This is a genomic window from Rhizobium sp. BK316 (genome assembly GCF_014193695.1).
Lineage (GTDB): Bacteria > Pseudomonadota > Alphaproteobacteria > Rhizobiales > Rhizobiaceae > Rhizobium.
The window spans coordinates 123,981-140,226 of sequence record NZ_JACHZR010000001.1; the positions used below are offsets into that span (position 1 = coordinate 123,981).

The following is a 16,246-nucleotide window of genomic DNA, read 5'->3' on the forward strand; positions in this document are numbered from 1 at the left end:
ACTATGAACGAAAATTTCTCGCGCCGTGGCTTTATGAAGGCGACCACGGGGCTCGCCGCTGTCGCGCTCGCTGCCCCGACGCTTCTCAAGGGCAATCGAGCCTTCGCTGGCGAAACCCTTGTCGTGCGCGACATGGGCGGTGCGTTTTACGAAGGCTTCAAGGTCGCATTCTACGACACGTTCGCCGCTGAGACGGGCGTCACCATCCAGACCAACACCAACGAGCCGGACCCGATCCCGCAGTACAAGATGGCGATCGATACCGACACGAAGCTCTTTGACGTGGCACTGATGACGCCGGAACATGTGCTACGCATCCGCCAGCTCGGCGACCAGTACATGCTGCCGCTCAATATCGACGTTCCCAACAAGAGCGATTTCGCGCCGAACACATTCGAGCCCGATTTTGTCGGCGTCGCGATCTTCGCGCTTGCCATGGCCTATCGCAAGGATACGGTGAAGACCGTTCCGACGAGCTGGGCGGATTTCTGGAATACCGAGACATTCAAGGGCCGCCGCGGCCTGTGGCGCAGCCCGGTAACGACGCTGGAAATGGCGCTTCTCGCCGACGGCGTTCCACTCGACAAGCTGTACCCGCTCGATGTCGAGCGCGCCTTCAAGAGCCTGGACAAGGTCAAGTCGCAGATCAACATCTGGTGGACCTCCGGCGCCCATGCCACGCAGCTCCTCAAGGATGGCGAGCTTGACCTGATGTCTACCTGGTCGACGCGCGCCCAGGCTGCGATCAACGCCGGTGCCCCTGCAGGCATCGTCTGGAACGGCGGTCTCTTCAATATCGACGGCTGGACGATTGCCGGCAACACCGAGAAGGCTGATCTGGCCCGCAAGTTCATCGAATGGTGCCTGGATGCCAAGCGTCAGGCTGCCTACACCGACATCCTGGCCTGCGGCCCGACCAACATGAAGGCCTACGATCATCTGAGCGCGGAAAAGGCAGTTCTTCTGCCGACCGCCCCGCAGAACATCAAGGGTCTGACCGCCCTCAACGCGGCATATTGGGCGGAGCATCAGGACGAACTCACCCAGCGCTTCGAGCAGTGGATCCTGAGCTGATTTTCGGCTGAAGAGACCACCTGAGCTTCAGGTCCCGCGTTTCGGCGGGGCAGCTTATCTGACAATGGGTGGCCCGGTTCCGCGACTTGCGGGACGGGCCATTTCAACGAACGGAACCACCATGGCTGAACTCTTCGCCAAAGACACTTATGCACGGCAGCGCCTCCGGCTTGACAGCCTGTGGCTTTCGACGCCCGGGCTCGTCTATATGGCGCTGCTGCTGATCCTTCCTGCCGGCGCACTGATCTGGCAATCCTTCGTCAATCCGAAAACCGGCGCTTTCGACCTGACGGTCTACCAGCAGATGTTTTCCGCCGGTGTTTATGTGAAGGTTCTCGCCAACACCTTCGCGATCTCCGCGCAGGTCACGATCGTGTGTCTCCTCGTCGGCTATCCGATCGCGGTCTGGCTTGCGGGCATGCCGGAACGCCGCAGGCGCATGGCCATGTGGCTGGTGCTGCTCCCCTTCTGGGTGAGTCCGCTTCTGAAGAATTTCGCCTGGATCGTGCTTTTGGCGCGCAAGGGCATAGTCGCGCAGATGCTGACTGGCATGGGTTTCGATACCGAGCTGAACCTGCTTTATGGACGTGGAGCCGTCGTCTTCGGCATGGCACATGCCATGTTGCCGGTCGCGATCCTCACCATGCTGCCGACCATGCTTGCAATCGATGGCCGTCTGATGCCTGCCGCAATGACGATGGGCGCAAGCCGCAGCCAGTCGTTCTGGCGCATCTTCCTGCCGCTGTCGATGCCGGGCGTTGCTGCTGCCGGTCTCTTGATCTTCGTGATGGGCCTGGGCTTCTTCATCACGCCCGCATTGCTTGGCTCACCAAACGAAACCGTCATCGGCCAGATGATGATCACTCAGGTACAGAAGCTCTTCAATCTCCGTCTTGCCGGTGCGCTCGCAGCACTGCTTCTTGCCGTAACACTGATCACCATCGCCATCTATGACCGTCTTTTCGGCATGTCGGCGGTATCGGGCAACGGCGCTGTTACGAAACGCGGCGGGATCATTGGTGCGACCGGTGGTGTGATCATCGAGTCCGGTGCAGCGATCAGCGATATCATTGCGCGCCTGCTTCCGGCGCGTCTCGGGCGCGGCGCCTTCACGGTCTTCGTCTGGATCGTCATTCTGGTGCTGATCGTGCCGGTCCTGGCGTTTCCGCCGATGGCCTTCTCCGGCTCGAGTTTCCTGGAATTTCCGCCGAAGAGCTTCTCCCTACGCTGGTTCCAGGCCTATATGGGTTCGGATCAATGGATGGGCGCAACAGCGCGTTCGGCCGTCATTGCGATCGTCACCGGCGTCATTGCCACGATCATTTCCGGCATGGCGGCATATGGTCTGGCACGGACACAGCGAAAGGCGGGTGGGCTGATCTTTCTGTCCTTCATGCTGCCGATGGTGGTGCCCAATATCGTGATCGGCGTATCGCTGTTCTACGTGCTGGCAAAGGTTGGATTGATCGCCACCGATACCGGCATTGTCCTCGGCCATACGCTCTCTGCGATGCCGGTTGTCTTCGTCATCCTTTTGACAACATTCCGCAGCGTCGACTGGCGTCTGCTGCAGGCGGCCGCGACATTGGGAGCCAGCCGCTGGCAGCAGATCAGTCTCGTCCTTCTGCCGCTGGTCAAGGGTGGTGCGGTTGCCGCGTTCCTTTTCGGCCTGCTGCACTCCTTCGAGGAGCTTACGATCGCGCTGTTCGTCGGGGCCGGAGTCAAGCAGACGCTGCCCAAGCAGATGTGGGACGATATCATCCTCAGTATTTCCCCGACCCTGGCTGCTGCCTCGGTCTTCATCGTGGCGGTGGTGACAGTGCTCTTCGTCATCGCCGAAAAGGCAAGGCCGCGCTGACATGCGCATGCCTGCCGATCCCATCACGACCAAAGGAACGAATTTCGACATGTCAGCCGCTTCTGCCAGCACGCCTGAAATCAAACTCAAGGTTCAGGGCCTCGCCAAGCTCTACGGCCACACCATCGCGCTCGATCACGTCGACCTCGATGTTCGCAAGGGGGAGCTCCTGACGCTTCTCGGCCCCTCTGGCTCCGGCAAGACGACGCTTCTCCAATTGATCTGCGGATTGCAGGAGCCAACCGCGGGCACGATCGTCATCGACAGCAAGGACCAGACACACGCTCCGGTCAACAAGCGCGATATCGGCGTGGTCTTTCAGAATTATGCTCTCTTCCCGCACATGACGGTTGCCGAAAACGTTGGCTTTGCGCTGAAGATGCGCAAGCTGCCCAAGGCCGAGATCAACACGAAGGTTGCCAAGGCGCTCGAAACTGTCGGGCTTGCCCATGCAGCCGAGCGCTCTCCGTCGCAGCTTTCAGGCGGCCAGCAGCAGCGCGTCGCTCTTGCGCGCTGCCTCGTCTACGATCCCGCCATCATCCTGATGGACGAGCCACTCGGCGCCCTCGACGCAAAACTGCGCGAAGTGATGCAGATCGAGATCAAGCGTATTCACCGTGAAACGGGCGCTACCATCATCTTCGTGACCCATGATCAGCAGGAGGCCCTGGCCTTGTCAGACCGGATCTGCCTGATGAACAATGGCAAGATCGCGCAGCTCGGCACGCCGCGCCAGATGTACGACGAGCCGCAAAACCTGTTCGTCGCGGACTTCATCGGTGTGTCCTCGATCCTACGCGGCACGGTCAAGGCCGGCGCGCTCGAAACCGCGATTGGCACGCTGCCTATCGCCGGTGAAATACCGGCTGACGGGACAATGGGCGCCTTTGTCGTACGCCCCGAGGTCATCACCCTTGGCGAAGGCTTTTGCGAGGGACGGGTGCGTGAAACCGTCTATGGCGGTTCGGAATTGCGCGTCATCATCGACGCCGGCAGCCAGGAGATCATCGCCCGCGCGCCGTCACAGGCAATGGAGGTGAAGGTGGGGTCCACCATCCGCTTCGGCTGGGCATCAGACGCTGCCCGCTTTCTCGTTGACAGGGATTGAATTGAACCATGAGCGCCGTGCGTTTCCTTTATGATTGCGATCCGGGCGCTGACGATGCGCTGGCCATGCTTCTGGCGCTTGGGCGTCCGGACGCGCTTGATATGATTGCCGTGACATGCGTTGCGGGCAATGTCGGGCTGGATCCGGTCGTCACGAACGCAAGGCGAATTCTCGAGCTTGCCGGGCGCCGCGACATCCCGGTTTATGCTGGTGCAGCCGGGCCGATCATGGCTCCTCGCGGCCGGGTTTCCATCATGCATGGATCGGATGGCCTTGCCGGAAGCACATTGCAGCCGCCAACCATGCCTGTGGCCGATGGCCATGCCGCCAACGAAATCTCCCGGATAGCGCGCGCGGAGGGCAAGCTTCATATTTGTGCCACCGGTCCCTTGACCAACCTGGCACTGGCTCTGCTTCTTGATCCCGAACTGCCGGCTTACGTCAGTGCCATCACCATCATGGGGGGTGCGGCCTTCTGCCCTGGCAATACGACGCCGCTCGCCGAGTTCAACTTCGCCGTCGACCCTCATGCCGCGGCGATCGTCTTCGACAGCGGTATCCCGATCACGATGCTTGGTCTCGATGTTACCCGACAAGCTGTTGTAACCGAGCAAATGATCCGCGACGCACAGGCAATCGGCACACCTGTCGCGCAGGAAGCGGCGCATCTTCTGGTCAACTACGGCTCCAAGGATCCGTGCCTGCACGACCCTGCCGCAATCGCCTGGATGCTGGCGCCGGAAATATTCAAGACCGTGCACGGTCATGTGGCCATCTGCACGGATAGCGGCCCGGCCGCCGGTCAGGTGGTGGCATCCGTCAGCGAGCGGCATCTAGCGGGACGATCACCGAACTGCACGATCGTCACCATCGTGGACGCTGAAGCTTTCGGGAGATTGTTTCTCGATGCGCTGAAGCCCTAGCGGCATCTTTTGGGTTCGAGTCCTTTCAAGGCGAGAGATCGGAAAACTCGGCAGGACTATTAGGTGTTTAGTTGCGAGCATTGGCCGGCTTATGCAATGAAGCGCCTGCCTTTTCGGCCGCCGCCTGCAGACGCTTGTCCCTGGTCCATAGCGCCGCTCGTCGGTCAAGCAGTATCGAGGCGAGTAAGTGGGCATCTGTATAGCCGATGCCCATACCGAAAATGCCGTGACGATCGATCATTATCATCACTTCGTCGTGCGTTGCGACGACCGCCTGTTGCAGACAACGTGACATGCCTGTCGCAGGATATCACCGTGCCGTCGGACGTCGCCTATACGTAAAAATCGAGGTCGTGCAGTGCGGCCCGTACTTCGAGTAGCAATGTTAACAAGGAAGCTGCGAAGAACAGCAGCGCGGCCGAGAACATAATCCCCGCGCCATATTCGTGCCTGAAGCTAAGAAACGAGCTCGCAAATGCCAATATGACGAGCAAGGTCGTGCATATTCCGCTTATCACCGCAAATTCTATTGCCCTATTGAGCAACTTTGCTCGACGCTTCAATCGTGAAAGAACAATTATTAGATGCCTGCGGTCGGGGTCCCCCTCCGGGAGAGCGCTCAAAACATTGCTGCGATCCACGATCCGGTGCATGCGTGTGATCAAAACTGAGATGAATCCTGCCACGGCACCCAACAGAAAGGCCGGCGCAGTCGCTTGTGAGATAACGCGAGAGATCTGTTCCGCGGTTGTAATTTCGCTCAGCATTACTTCTCCTAACCTGAGCGCATGGCGAGAGGTCGATCGTCTTCCCATCCCACGGCTCGGCGCTCGGCGTCCGGCTTCGATTTGAAGTCTGGCGGCATGATCAACACCTGCTTGGGCGACGATATGCGGTTTTGATTCACCGAGATCCGGCAAGCGCCGTAGGTCTGCCGCATGTTTTGATCGACGATGGCAACGGGCGCAATAACCATCGGGATCGCAACTGCCCGAGTTGTAGACGAAGGCGCCGACGGGCGCCTTCGCCTACAACTTTCTTCAACTTCGCATCCCACCGCTGCGAACAGCCATATCGCCTAATAATTCTGCGGTCAGTCAGTTGCCCAGGGAGGGGAGCGATGATCGACATTTTCTTCTCGGGGATCGTATCCCAAATACGGAAACAAACTTTCGGTAGGATACGTTCGCGGTCCTAGCCACAGTCGGCCCGTCAGGTCCACCGGATCATGCATGATCTGAGCAAAGGAAGACTGCGTGGTCAAATTGGCTATCGAACCCATGCCCTTTCCATAGGAAGACTGTCTAGCCCGCCGTCTCGGTTTCCGAACGACGGGCCAACGGTGTTAGCCGAGTTCTTCGACGGCCGGGATCGTCCAGGTGCCGTCGATGATCGACGGATCGTTTTCGTTCGGCCAGTAAAGTCTCAACATCAGGATGAACTTGCCTGCCGGAGCCGGCAGCCAATTAGATTCCTTACCCTCGCCGGGCGACTCGTGCTGCAGGAAAAGGTCCAACGACCCATCGGCGTTATACTTCAGATCCTGCCGGGGGCTGATCGAGTAGCGATTGATAGGGTTGGCGACGAAGAAGTAGTTCTCGTCATACATGGTGATCGACCAGAAGCCGGAGACCGGCGGCGCCTTGCCCTTGTCGAAGTGGATGACGTAGTTCTTCCGTCCATCATAGGCCCGCTCGTGTGCGTCCTTTTGAGACGTCGGATAGACAGCGTCCTGGGGACGATTGGCACCGAGACCAATCGCCGTGACGAGCGCCCGCATGAGGTAGTCAGTTCCGTAAAGCCCGGTCTTGGTCGTAAATGCCCAGCCATTAATATTCTTGATATTGCTGTTAATCTTGAACTGCAGCATGATCCGATCGAACCCGACGGTGGGGATCCGCTTATGGAAGTCAGCCTTCAGCTTGCTGGCGTCGAAATCCTTGCCCGCGACCAATCCTATGCGCGCAAACCGCTCCAGTGCGGGCGCATCTGCGTCTGATGGCGGGTTGGTCTTCATGAGTTCAGCGAGCAGAGTAAAATACTCGACCGCTGTCAGACGGTTCACCTGATCGCGCACAGCCGTCTTCATGTCGATCGACGGGTTGACCTTGCCGGGAGGCGGCGTGTAGTCCTTGCCATAGGCGCTCAGCGGGACCAGCTTGAACTCGTCCTGCAACTTATGAACCTCGGCGTAGTCCTCGGGGGTTCCCGTGCAGTAAATTCGGCCGAGCAGCCAGACAATGTTGGTTGGGGACTCGTATTTCACGACACCGTCGGGAAGCTTGCCACTCCAGCCGGGGGCTGTAATGGCATATGTCTGCGCCCCCGTGCCTGTCGTCCGTTTGCCCGGCACCTGAAAGACGTTCGTCCACCCATCCAGCATCGGCAGCAGGAAATACCGCCCCTTCATGTCGGGCACGCTCAACACGTAGGGCTCCTTGCCGACATCAAGCCAGGAGGTGGTGTAAAGCGTATCGGCATTCGGTGCCGTAACATCCTTGAAGGACGCATCCGGATACTGCCGCAGCTTGATGATATGTCCCATTGGACCACGGGTGCCCTTGAGTTCCGCCACGTTGGTCATGACCCGGCGCGTCATCTCCATGGTCACTAGAGGGTAGCCGTAGATGTATGCATCGGTGGCAATCCAGAAATCTTCCAGATCCGCACCGATCTGCAACCCTCCTTCGCCGAATTCGGCACGGGCGGGAGAGATTGCCGTTCCAGCGAGAAGGCTGAGGCCAGCGAAAGTCAGGGTTCGACGGGTGATCATGAGCTCCTTTTAATAGCGGCATTTGACCAATCCGTTGTTGAGTAACTGGACCCTCCGATTTGCGGCGGGCTTCGGACCGGCAGCGTTCAATGGTATTTTTCGCGGACCCCAACGGCGAGCAGCCGGTTGGGGTCGGTTCGTGTCCAACCACTAGTCCTAGTAGCAGGGCGGGTAGGGATAGTAGCCGCAGGCCGGCGGCGGGTAGTATCGTCGCTCGGCGGCAGCCGCGCCGAGCGCGGCTCCGGCGACAACGCCCGCACCGTAATAGGCCCCCGGGTGCGCATACCATCCCGCGCGCCAGACTGGGGCGCGACCACCGACCGCGACCCCGCCGTACGGACCTCGGGCAGCAAACCAGTCGATGAACAACGATGCCGGGCCATCGGCTCCAGCGAGATCGCCTTCCAGGACGGCGACCTCGAATGTCAGGTTTCCGCCCTCAAGCTTGGGCGCCTTGAGGACAACTACCGCGTCGGCGACCGAATCTCCCTCGCTGCTCAGGACGGAAATCGTCGCATTCGGAGGGTCCTTAGCGAAGCTGTCCGTCCCTTCCCCCCATTGCTTGATGAACTCGGAGGTCAGGACATGGCCGGCCGATCGCACCGGCCGATCGGCGAAGACGATCGAATTGGCGGTGATGTCGGTCATCGTGAGCTTGCCGTCTTCGAGTTTGGCTCCCGCCGAATTGAGAACGGCAAGAGACGGAACCATTTGCGATTTGGCTGCGCCGATCGTCTTTTGCGCTGGCGCTGACATGGCGTCCTGTGCCAACGTTGGAGCGGTGGATAGCAGGCCCGTCGCCAGAGCGACCAGGCATATACCGGATAATCTGTTCATCGGGTCACTCCGTATTGTTAGCGGATGGCTCTATTTCAGAAGCCCCAGATTGATCAGTTGCACGCGCCTGTTGTCGGCTGACTCGGGATGGCCGGGGTCGATTGGCCACTCTTCGCCGGCCCCCACGGAAAAGAGGCGATCCGGCGATACCGCGAAAGTGGTCGATAGCGCCTCGTTGATGGCGTCAGCGCGTTTCTGGCTAAGTTCGAGATTGTGCTTGGCGCTGCCGGTGGCACTCGAGTGCCCGACGATGAGAAACTTGTAGCGGAACAGATCGGGATGGTGGAGCGCATCGGCGATCAGCCCGACCGTGCGGTAGGATTTGGGCTCGATCGCTGTCGAGTTGTTCTCGAAATCGATCTCAACGATCAATTGGGAGAGTTCCGACAGCTTGCTCCAATTGGGAAGCGCCGCGACACCCTTGCCGACGTTGGCGCCGGCTTCTTCGACGAGAAGGGCGACATCAACAGCAGGCGCTGCCGACCTCACCTGGGCAAGCGTGCTTATGATCTGACGGTTGTCGAGCTGTTGGGCAAATGCGACGCTGGTAGCCATAACCAAGCACATTGCCGCCGCTATACGTTGAACGATCATTGTGTTGTCCCTGTCTTTGATCACTGTTAACGCCAGCCAGCGTCGGTGATTGCCTGGTTGCATTCCCTGTTGTCGACGCGTTTCGTCTCTATCAGGCAAGACAGGACATAGCCGTCGCCTTTGACGCTATTGCAGTACTGGGAGATGTCATGCCGGCAGACCTTGAACACCGACGCCTGGGCGGCTTGGCGTTGAGCGATCGAGGTCAACACGCTGCCAAGCGTGGACGTGCAGGTCGGCGAGACCTTCGAAGAGTTTTTCTCGAGGCAGGCCTGAATGCGGCCATTTCCTAGATTTTCGCCGCCGCAGAACTTCTTGATGTCGGAGCCACATTCCTCGGCGAGCGTCGTTACAGCGTCGGCGTAGCTGATCGTGTCGGCCCGTGCGATCGCAGTCAAGGAAAGGAAAACAGCAAGGGCCGCTCCCGCTCGCATGCAAAATCTTTTCATCATACCGTTGACTCTCCTGTAGCGTAATCTGAAAGGTGATTTCCTCGGATTAGTTTTGCCTTGAGAAGGGTTCATTCCCGACCCTCTCCAGCTCCCGCTCGATGTCGAGCCGCATGCTGTCTATGAGTTCCTGATACTCGGCGATCCGCTCTTGCCGATCAGAAGATGTGGAGCGCTCCCATCGGTCCCTCTCCTCGTTGGCGATGGCGAAATCGGTACAGAGGTCGCGGAAAGCCTCGCTTTGGGCGGCGAGTTTCTCGACTCTCTTATCGCTCGTGTTGAAGTAGCTCGTTACGAATTCAACACCGTTTCCCATCCGGTCTATCCGTTCATGTAGGCCTGAGTTTCAGGAAAACCCTCGGCGCTGCTTTTCCGTCAGATCGTGAGCGCTGGCCGAAAAAGCGCAAGGTATGTAACTGTAACCTACGGGGATACGTCTCGTTTCACTCGCGCTGGAAGTGATTTTATGATTGCTGACAAGGACCGGAATCTCGGCCCTTGGAACCTTGGTGGACAGTGCAATAAATACGTGCAGATAAACTTCGATTGCGATTAACTTATCGGATAGGTTACATTAGGTGATCGAAAGGTAAATCGGTGGCAGCATCCCTCAAGGGTGGGTGAGGAGCAGGCCGTGCATGAAGAATTACCATCGCAGGGCAAGGTCGTGACGCCGCATCCGGAGCTGAGCGCCGAGGACATTCGCGCCCAGCTGAAGCGCATTGTCACCAGCTCCGAATTTCCCAGCGGAGGTCGCGGCGCAGCCTTTCTGACGTATGTCGTCGAGGAAACGCTTGCTGGTCGGGCCGACCGCATCAAGGGCTATTCGATCGCGATCTCGGTATTCAAGCGAAACGAAAGCTTCACCCAAGAGGACCCTGTCGTCCGCATCGAGGCGGGGCGACTGCGCCGGGTCCTCGAGCGCTACTATCTCGTTGCCGGCTCTGAGGACCCAATCCGCATCGATATTCCAAAAGGCGGTTATGTCCCGACAATAGCTTGGAACCGCCCGTCTCCTGACGCGCGGGTAGCCGAGACAGTGGAGTTCAGTCCCACGGAAAGGCCGAAGGGCGTTATCAGCCAGCGGTCATTTTCACTTGTGGCGAGTGCAGTTGTCGCCCTGCTGACTATTCTTTGGTGGCTTCATGTTCCGCTCTTCACATCCGACAGGGAGTCGGATGCCACGGAGCCCGCTCTTGTTGTTGAGCCGTTTTCCAACCTCGGAGATAGCGAGATTGCGGAGAGATACGCGAGGGGGTTGACCGAGGAACTGCTCACGGCCTTGCCTCGCTTCAAGGAGATCAAGGTTATCGGCCAAGGTACGTCAAAGGTCGTCGGGACGGGAATGGACGCGCGCTTCATGGTCGGGGGCGGTGTGCGTATCTCCGAAAATCTGGTGAGGATCACGGCACGGCTGCTCGATACACGGACAGGGGAAATCCTCTGGTCCCAGATTTATGAAGACGACATCTCGACGCGGGACCTGTTCGCGACGCAATCCGACGTCGCCGGCAAAATCGCAGCTTCCGTAGCGCAACCATACGGCATCATCGCGCGCGCAGGCGCCGCTGAACCACCGTCCGACGATCTCGGCGCTCAGGCCTGTATGTCGGGCTTTTACACCTATCGCGCCGAGTTGAGCGCAGAGCGGCATGCGCAGGTCCGTGATTGCCTTGAAAAAGCCGTCACTCGACAACCCCATTTCCCGACTGCTTGGGCGATGCTCTCCTTGATTTATCTGGACGAGGGCCGCTTCAAATTCAACACAAGGAGTGGTCCGACTACTCCGACCGAGCGTAGCCTTGAAGCCGCGCGTCGTGCGGTACGGCAGGACGTCAACAATACCCGCGGCCAGCAGGCGCTGATGACCGCCTTGTTCTTCAGCAACCAGGTTGCCGAAGCCCTCAAGGTCGGCGAGCAGGCATTGAAGATCAACCCTAACGACACCGAACTTCTGGGTGAGTTCGGAACCCGCGTTGCTATGAGCGGGCAATGGCGGCGGGGAGCCGATTTGCTGGATCGGGCAATGGCGCTCAATCCAGCTGCGGGCGGTTACTACCACGGCATGCGCGCGCTGGCGGCGTACATGCTGTATGAGGACGACCTGGCGCTGGCCGAAATCAGAAAGGCGGACTTGCAGAAATTTCCGCTCTATCACGCCGTCGCCGCAGTCATCTATATCAATGCCGGATTGACGGACGATGCCCGCAGAGAGGCCGAGCTGTTCAACAGGTTACGACCGGACTTCATTCCGAACATTGTTGCAGAACTAAAATCGCGCAACTATCAGCCCGCCGATCGTGCTCGATTGATTGCGGATATCCGCAAGGCGGGGTTGCCGGCGCTGGATGAGTTGGTGTCGACAACGCTGCCGGTCGCCCCTGCCGCCCCTCTTCAGCCTTGATAGATCATGTGGTGCGTTGGCAACAGCACGTAGCTGCGGGGCACAGAGCATACCCGATGTTACACGACGAAAACATGATGCAGCATGTATCTGTCATTGGGCGAACATTCGAATGAGGGCGATCAGTGGGCAGTCAAAGTAGCGTTGGGCGGGTGTTTGTCCCGATGAGTTGGCTTCGTTGGGCTGCTCTGCTTGCGGTCCTTTCCATGCTACCAGCCTGCGGTGGTCACCCCAAGGATGTGCTTAGCCCGGTGGCGGACACGGCGCCGCAGTCGCCGAAAGTGGACATGCTGATCGCAACAACCCGCAGCCGTTCGACCGTGCCCGGTGAGATGTTCAACGGAGAACGTGCGCTTGCCCCCGCATTCGCGGACATGACGATCTCGATTCCGCCCAGCACCGTTCGGAAGGCCGGACAGGTCGCCTGGCCCAAGAGATTGCCGCCCAATCCAGCCACCGATTTCGCGACGATCAAGGCCGACGACCTGAGCGTCGATCAAGCGAGGAAATGGCTGAACGCGAACGTCACGAAGACCCCGGACGGCAGTGTCCTCGTGTTCATTCACGGCTTCAACAATCGGTTCGAGGATGCGGTCTACCGCTTCGCTCAGATCGTTCATGATTCCGGCGTCCACAGCGCGCCGATCCTGGTAACGTGGCCATCCCGCGGCAGTCTGCTTTCGTACGGCTACGATCGCGAGAGCACCAACTATACGCGCAACGCACTGGAGACGTTGTTCCAATATCTGGCCAAAGATCCCCAAGTGAAGGACGTGTCGATCCTCGCCCACTCGATGGGCAACTGGCTTGCGCTGGAATCCCTGCGCCAAATGGCCATCCGGAACGGCCGTCTGCCGAAAAAATTCAAGAACGTGATGCTCGCGGCACCCGACGTCGACGTCGACGTCTTCCGCCAGCAGATCGCCGACATGGGCAACCAGCACCCGCAGTTCACGCTGTTTGTTTCGCGCGACGACAGAGCGCTGGCGGTTTCCCGTCGGGTCTGGGGAGATGTTTCCAGGCTGGGGGCTATCGACCCGGAGGCGGCTCCCTACAAGAAAGAGCTGGAGGACAACGACATTGCGGTCATCGATCTTACCAAGATCAAATCCGGTGACAGCATGAACCACGGGAAGTTTGCGGAATCGCCGCAGATCGTTCAGCTGATCGGCAAACGCATTTCCGAGGGCCAGACGTTGACGGACAGCCGGGTTGGGCTCGGCGATCAAATACTTGTCGCGACAACGGGGGCGGCCACGGCAGCCGGAAATGTCGCTGGCCTTGTTCTTGCAGCGCCCGTCGCCGTTGTCGATCAGGATACTCGCGACAACTACGCCGGCCATCTTGGAGGCCTGTCAGGCCCCACTAAGGCGGGGTCCGCTGTTTCGGCGATGTGCGGCCAAGCCACACCAGCGCCGAACTGCGGGCGTTAGATGGAGCGATCGACGAAGCCACACCACGAGGTATCCTCGCCGACAACGTCAGTCTCAAGTCGGTTACATTCACCGCGATGCTTGGCGCTGCCTACACAGTTTATGAAGATCGGCAGACTCGCTTCGACGTCCTCGCCGGGGCTCGCTGAACGGCGGACTAATCGGAGGCCTGTCCCGTTCAGACGAAGGCAACTGGGTAGACGGCTTCGCCGGGGTAAAGGGCCGTTACTCGTTCACCGATACCGTCTTTTGTCTGCTTCGAGAGGATGCGCCTGCCCTTATCGTGGCAATTCTTCATGAACGCATGGATCTCATGACGCGTTTGGCTGGTCGTCTGAACGAATGATTTTTTGGGCGAAGGCGAGATTGCCTGAGCGTAAGGTCAATAAATCGTTCTTGTCGAGTGGTCAAAAGGGGGGTTGCCAGTTCTGAGATCCCTTCAAAAGCGAAAAAGTGTGACCCGCCACAATCATTGAGATGCAGAGATTGAGATGCAGGTCCCGCCGGATCTGCATCTCATTTCGTTTCTACTGGAATGAGTAATCAGCGGGCACCATCTGCGTTTCTATGGCGAAGGTGACGACGTCACCAAGTTCGGGTATTGCGAAATCCATTCCCCATTGGCTGCGGCGGATCCTGCCGGTCGCCGAGAAGCCGATCTTCGGGACGCCCATCATCGGGTGCTCGGCCATCGAGCCGTTGAACGTGACGTCGAGCGTTGCAGGGTGCGTCTCACCGCGGAAGGAGAGGAGGCCTTCGATGGTGCCGGTCTTCTTGCCCGTCACGTGGATCCTCTTGGAAACGAAGGTGATCGGCTTGGCTGCCAGGAAGGTCTCCCCGCTGCCGATTTCCGCATCGAAGTCGACCTTTTCCGGCCAGGGATAGTCGGTGCGGACCGAAAGCGGATCGATCGTAACGGAGAGCGTGGAGGTTTCCGGCTTTTCCGGCTTCCAGTCGAGCCGCGCATCGACTTTGGTGAAGCGCGCGGTGTAGTGCGACAAGCCGGAGTGGTTGAAGGACCAGCTGAAGCTCGAATGCGACGGGTCGGTCTTATAGGCCCCGCCCGGCGCCGGATCGGAGGCAAGGGCGGGGATCGTGCTCAAGGCAAGAGCAAGGACGAATGCAGTTACACGAAGCATGGATGTTTCCTTGGATATGGAATGTTGCGGGGGTATCGGCTCAGGCCGCCTTGTCGCGGCTGATGGCTCTGAGGCGTTCCCAGACGCGGCCGGGTTGTGGAATGTCGAGGTAGAATACGGTCTCGAACGTGTCGCAGAGATGATCGGCGCTCGTGATGCGCTGCTCGCTGAGGCTGTTTGCCGTCACCCGGCGCAGACAGTCGTTCTGAAGGGCTACATAGCCGTCCGCCGTGTGCCGCAGGACCGCGAGCGCATTTGTGAACGGGGAGCCGGGATCCTGCATCAGCCAGCCATGCGTTGCGGTCATCGCAGCCTCGTCGCTATGGTCGGGCTGGAAGTCGAAGCTTTTCGCGATGCCGCGCACGTGGTTGTTGAAGCGCAGCCAGCGGCCGTCCGCCGGCATGATCGAAAAGTCGAAGCCGCGCTGGCTGATCGGCCCGGCGGAAATCGGCACCGGCTCGACGATGGCGTCCGCCACGCCGACTTCGGCGAGATAGGGACGGTCGAGGTCGACACGCAGCGTCAGGTGATTGCCGACGGCGATGTCGCCGAGTTTTTCCCGCTCGACGCCGCCGCAAAGACGGGTCACACGGAAGCCCAGTGCTGCAAGCGCTGCGCCGAAGAGGCCGTTCATCTCGTAGCACCAGCCGCCGCGCCGCCCCTCGACCATCTTGGTGAAGGCCGCGGCCGGGGTGATCGCGGAGGGCCATCCCATGAAGGCGTCCAGCGCCTCCCATGTAAAGCTCATGAGATGGGCGCGGTGCAGCTGCGACAGGCTGCGGATGTCGAGACGCGACGGCCGCTCGACCCCGATCCGGGCCAGATAGGCATCAAGTTGCGTCGCTGTCAGGGTCATTCCGTTTTCGTGCGAAGGTACATATGTCATCCTTCGGTCTCCTTTCGATGGACCGTTGTTCAGGTTCTGATGGTGTGTTTGGGGTGGTTCAGGCGACCTCGCGGTCGTCCTCTTGCGGGAAGGTCAAACCGAAATCCCTGGCGACCGAAGCGATCTGTTCGGGCGTTTCGGGCTTGCAGAGTTCGATGATCGGAAAAAAGCTTTCGAACCCGCCCGGCGTGACGACGACCATGAGGCGGCCCTCGGTCTTCCCGACATTGCGGAAGCGGTGCGGCACACCGCGCGGCAGAGCGATGCAGCCGCCTTCCGTCAGTTCGACATAGTCGCCGGCGCACCAGAAGCCGAAGCGGCCGGCAAGGACGCGGAAGAACTCGTCCTCGCGCTCGTGCGTATGCAGTAGTGGGCCTTCCCCGGCCAGCACGAAGGCCTCGAACATGCCGAACGAACCGCCAGTATTGGCCGCCATCATGCGGATGACATGTTTACCGAACGCCATCGCTGGCGTTCCATGCCCCGGCGGCGAAACCGCCGCATAGGTGAACTTTTTCATCTTACTCTCCAGGTTCGGGCTGCATCGATCGTTGATGCTTTCATTCTTGTGGCGGGACGCAGAAATCCCTGCCGCGCTCCGGCATGCGGGCGGGGCCGATGTCTGTCGCCCGGTGGCACAAGGCCGCCGAAGACGGGCAGATGATGATTTTGAGGCCGTCCAGCCGGTACCGCGCTTCAATAGCGCACTGTGAAAACCGGCGTTCCTAAATGAATGTGCAAGCCGTGCCGAATATCCTAAAAGTTTGC

The 16,246-nt window shown here is 59.5% G+C and carries 16 protein-coding genes and 2 pseudogenes; 7 read left to right on the top strand and 11 right to left on the bottom strand.

Features of this window, described 5'->3' with window-relative positions; genetic code table 11:
- The first annotated feature begins 3 nt into the window (after positions 1-3).
- The 4 genes from FHT87_RS00465 to FHT87_RS00480 all read left to right on the top strand — a co-directional run bounded on the left by FHT87_RS00465 (position 4) and on the right by FHT87_RS00480 (position 4,963).
- The gene (locus FHT87_RS00465; protein WP_183734017.1) at positions 4-1,074 is read left to right on the top strand and encodes an ABC transporter substrate-binding protein; all 1,071 of its coding nucleotides are present in this window, start codon (positions 4-6) and stop codon (positions 1,072-1,074) included.
- Between the two features lie 121 nt (positions 1,075-1,195).
- The gene (locus tag FHT87_RS00470; RefSeq protein WP_183734015.1) at positions 1,196-2,932 is read left to right on the top strand and encodes an ABC transporter permease subunit; all 1,737 of its coding nucleotides are present in this window, start codon (positions 1,196-1,198) and stop codon (positions 2,930-2,932) included.
- A 7-nt stretch (positions 2,933-2,939) separates the two neighbouring features.
- Positions 2,940-4,040 carry an ABC transporter ATP-binding protein gene (locus tag FHT87_RS00475; RefSeq protein WP_246698160.1) on the top strand — a complete coding sequence of 367 codons (1,101 nt, stop codon included), beginning with the start codon at positions 2,940-2,942 and terminating at the stop codon, positions 4,038-4,040.
- A gap of 8 nt (positions 4,041-4,048) precedes the next feature.
- Entirely contained in the window at positions 4,049-4,963 is a 915-nt protein-coding gene (locus FHT87_RS00480) for a nucleoside hydrolase (protein ID WP_183734009.1), read from the top strand.
- Positions 4,964-5,030: 67 nt separating this feature from the next.
- Here FHT87_RS00480 and FHT87_RS31010 read toward each other — a convergent pair.
- From FHT87_RS31010 to FHT87_RS00515, 8 genes and pseudogenes are all read right to left on the bottom strand, one after another.
- Positions 5,031-5,243: pseudogene (locus tag FHT87_RS31010) on the bottom strand (type II toxin-antitoxin system VapC family toxin); the annotation flags it as partial.
- A 52-nt stretch (positions 5,244-5,295) separates the two neighbouring features.
- Complete coding sequence (locus FHT87_RS00485; protein ID WP_183734006.1) at positions 5,296-5,730, bottom strand: DUF2721 domain-containing protein; 435 nt, start codon at positions 5,728-5,730, stop codon at positions 5,296-5,298.
- Positions 5,731-5,738: 8 nt separating this feature from the next.
- The gene (locus FHT87_RS00490) at positions 5,739-5,939 is read right to left on the bottom strand and encodes a hypothetical protein (protein ID WP_183798604.1); all 201 of its coding nucleotides are present in this window, start codon (positions 5,937-5,939) and stop codon (positions 5,739-5,741) included.
- A gap of 369 nt (positions 5,940-6,308) precedes the next feature.
- On the bottom strand, positions 6,309-7,736 hold the full coding sequence (locus FHT87_RS00495) for a DUF1254 domain-containing protein (RefSeq protein WP_183798607.1): 1,428 nt from the start codon (positions 7,734-7,736) through the stop codon (positions 6,309-6,311).
- Positions 7,737-7,892: 156 nt separating this feature from the next.
- Positions 7,893-8,573: a hypothetical protein gene (locus FHT87_RS00500; protein ID WP_183734003.1), complete on the bottom strand. Its 681-nt coding sequence runs from the start codon at positions 8,571-8,573 to the stop codon at positions 7,893-7,895.
- 30 nt (positions 8,574-8,603) lie between these two features.
- Positions 8,604-9,167 (bottom strand): OmpA family protein, encoded by a 564-nt coding sequence (locus FHT87_RS00505; RefSeq protein WP_183734000.1) that lies wholly within the window; start codon positions 9,165-9,167, stop codon positions 8,604-8,606.
- Between the two features lie 26 nt (positions 9,168-9,193).
- Positions 9,194-9,619 (bottom strand): cysteine rich repeat-containing protein, encoded by a 426-nt coding sequence (locus tag FHT87_RS00510; RefSeq protein WP_183734203.1) that lies wholly within the window; start codon positions 9,617-9,619, stop codon positions 9,194-9,196.
- A 46-nt stretch (positions 9,620-9,665) separates the two neighbouring features.
- Entirely contained in the window at positions 9,666-9,932 is a 267-nt protein-coding gene (locus FHT87_RS00515) for a hypothetical protein (protein WP_183733997.1), read from the bottom strand.
- A 318-nt stretch (positions 9,933-10,250) separates the two neighbouring features.
- Between FHT87_RS00515 and FHT87_RS00520 the strand changes: the two genes are divergently transcribed.
- The 3 genes and pseudogenes from FHT87_RS00520 to FHT87_RS31060 form a co-directional block, all read left to right on the top strand.
- Positions 10,251-12,020 carry an adenylate cyclase gene (locus FHT87_RS00520; RefSeq protein WP_183733994.1) on the top strand — a complete coding sequence of 590 codons (1,770 nt, stop codon included), beginning with the start codon at positions 10,251-10,253 and terminating at the stop codon, positions 12,018-12,020.
- A 206-nt stretch (positions 12,021-12,226) separates the two neighbouring features.
- The gene (locus FHT87_RS00525) at positions 12,227-13,453 is read left to right on the top strand and encodes an alpha/beta hydrolase (protein WP_183800946.1); all 1,227 of its coding nucleotides are present in this window, start codon (positions 12,227-12,229) and stop codon (positions 13,451-13,453) included.
- Positions 13,454-13,697: 244 nt separating this feature from the next.
- A pseudogene (locus FHT87_RS31060) lies at positions 13,698-13,799 on the top strand (type II toxin-antitoxin system RelE/ParE family toxin); the annotation flags it as partial.
- 181 nt (positions 13,800-13,980) lie between these two features.
- Here FHT87_RS31060 and FHT87_RS00530 read toward each other — a convergent pair.
- The 3 genes from FHT87_RS00530 to FHT87_RS00540 are packed head-to-tail and all read right to left on the bottom strand — an operon-like array spanning position 13,981 to position 15,998.
- Positions 13,981-14,592 (bottom strand): YceI family protein, encoded by a 612-nt coding sequence (locus FHT87_RS00530; protein ID WP_183733991.1) that lies wholly within the window; start codon positions 14,590-14,592, stop codon positions 13,981-13,983.
- Positions 14,593-14,632: 40 nt separating this feature from the next.
- Entirely contained in the window at positions 14,633-15,478 is an 846-nt protein-coding gene (locus FHT87_RS00535; protein WP_183733988.1) for an arylamine N-acetyltransferase, read from the bottom strand.
- 58 nt (positions 15,479-15,536) lie between these two features.
- On the bottom strand, positions 15,537-15,998 hold the full coding sequence (locus FHT87_RS00540; RefSeq protein WP_183733985.1) for a cupin domain-containing protein: 462 nt from the start codon (positions 15,996-15,998) through the stop codon (positions 15,537-15,539).
- Positions 15,999-16,246 lie beyond the last annotated feature (248 nt).

What these genes read in the sequence shown, in the direction of transcription:
- FHT87_RS00495 (WP_183798607.1), bottom strand. Translation starts at nt 7,736, where the DNA reads ATGATCACCCGTCGAACCCTGACTTTCGCTGGCCTCAGCCTTCTCGCT.
- FHT87_RS00475 (WP_246698160.1), top strand. Translation starts at nt 2,940, where the DNA reads ATGCCTGCCGATCCCATCACGACCAAAGGAACGAATTTCGACATGTCA.
- FHT87_RS00525 (WP_183800946.1), top strand. Translation starts at nt 12,227, where the DNA reads ATGCTACCAGCCTGCGGTGGTCACCCCAAGGATGTGCTTAGCCCGGTG.
- FHT87_RS00535 (WP_183733988.1), bottom strand. Translation starts at nt 15,478, where the DNA reads ATGACATATGTACCTTCGCACGAAAACGGAATGACCCTGACAGCGACG.
- FHT87_RS00530 (WP_183733991.1), bottom strand. Translation starts at nt 14,592, where the DNA reads ATGCTTCGTGTAACTGCATTCGTCCTTGCTCTTGCCTTGAGCACGATC.
- FHT87_RS00470 (WP_183734015.1), top strand. Translation starts at nt 1,196, where the DNA reads ATGGCTGAACTCTTCGCCAAAGACACTTATGCACGGCAGCGCCTCCGG.
- FHT87_RS00515 (WP_183733997.1), bottom strand. Translation starts at nt 9,932, where the DNA reads ATGGGAAACGGTGTTGAATTCGTAACGAGCTACTTCAACACGAGCGAT.
- FHT87_RS00540 (WP_183733985.1), bottom strand. Translation starts at nt 15,998, where the DNA reads ATGAAAAAGTTCACCTATGCGGCGGTTTCGCCGCCGGGGCATGGAACG.
- FHT87_RS00505 (WP_183734000.1), bottom strand. Translation starts at nt 9,167, where the DNA reads ATGATCGTTCAACGTATAGCGGCGGCAATGTGCTTGGTTATGGCTACC.
- FHT87_RS00500 (WP_183734003.1), bottom strand. Translation starts at nt 8,573, where the DNA reads ATGAACAGATTATCCGGTATATGCCTGGTCGCTCTGGCGACGGGCCTG.
- FHT87_RS00465 (WP_183734017.1), top strand. Translation starts at nt 4, where the DNA reads ATGAACGAAAATTTCTCGCGCCGTGGCTTTATGAAGGCGACCACGGGG.
- FHT87_RS00510 (WP_183734203.1), bottom strand. Translation starts at nt 9,619, where the DNA reads ATGATGAAAAGATTTTGCATGCGAGCGGGAGCGGCCCTTGCTGTTTTC.
- FHT87_RS00490 (WP_183798604.1), bottom strand. Translation starts at nt 5,939, where the DNA reads ATGGTTATTGCGCCCGTTGCCATCGTCGATCAAAACATGCGGCAGACC.
- FHT87_RS00480 (WP_183734009.1), top strand. Translation starts at nt 4,049, where the DNA reads ATGAGCGCCGTGCGTTTCCTTTATGATTGCGATCCGGGCGCTGACGAT.
- FHT87_RS00485 (WP_183734006.1), bottom strand. Translation starts at nt 5,730, where the DNA reads ATGCTGAGCGAAATTACAACCGCGGAACAGATCTCTCGCGTTATCTCA.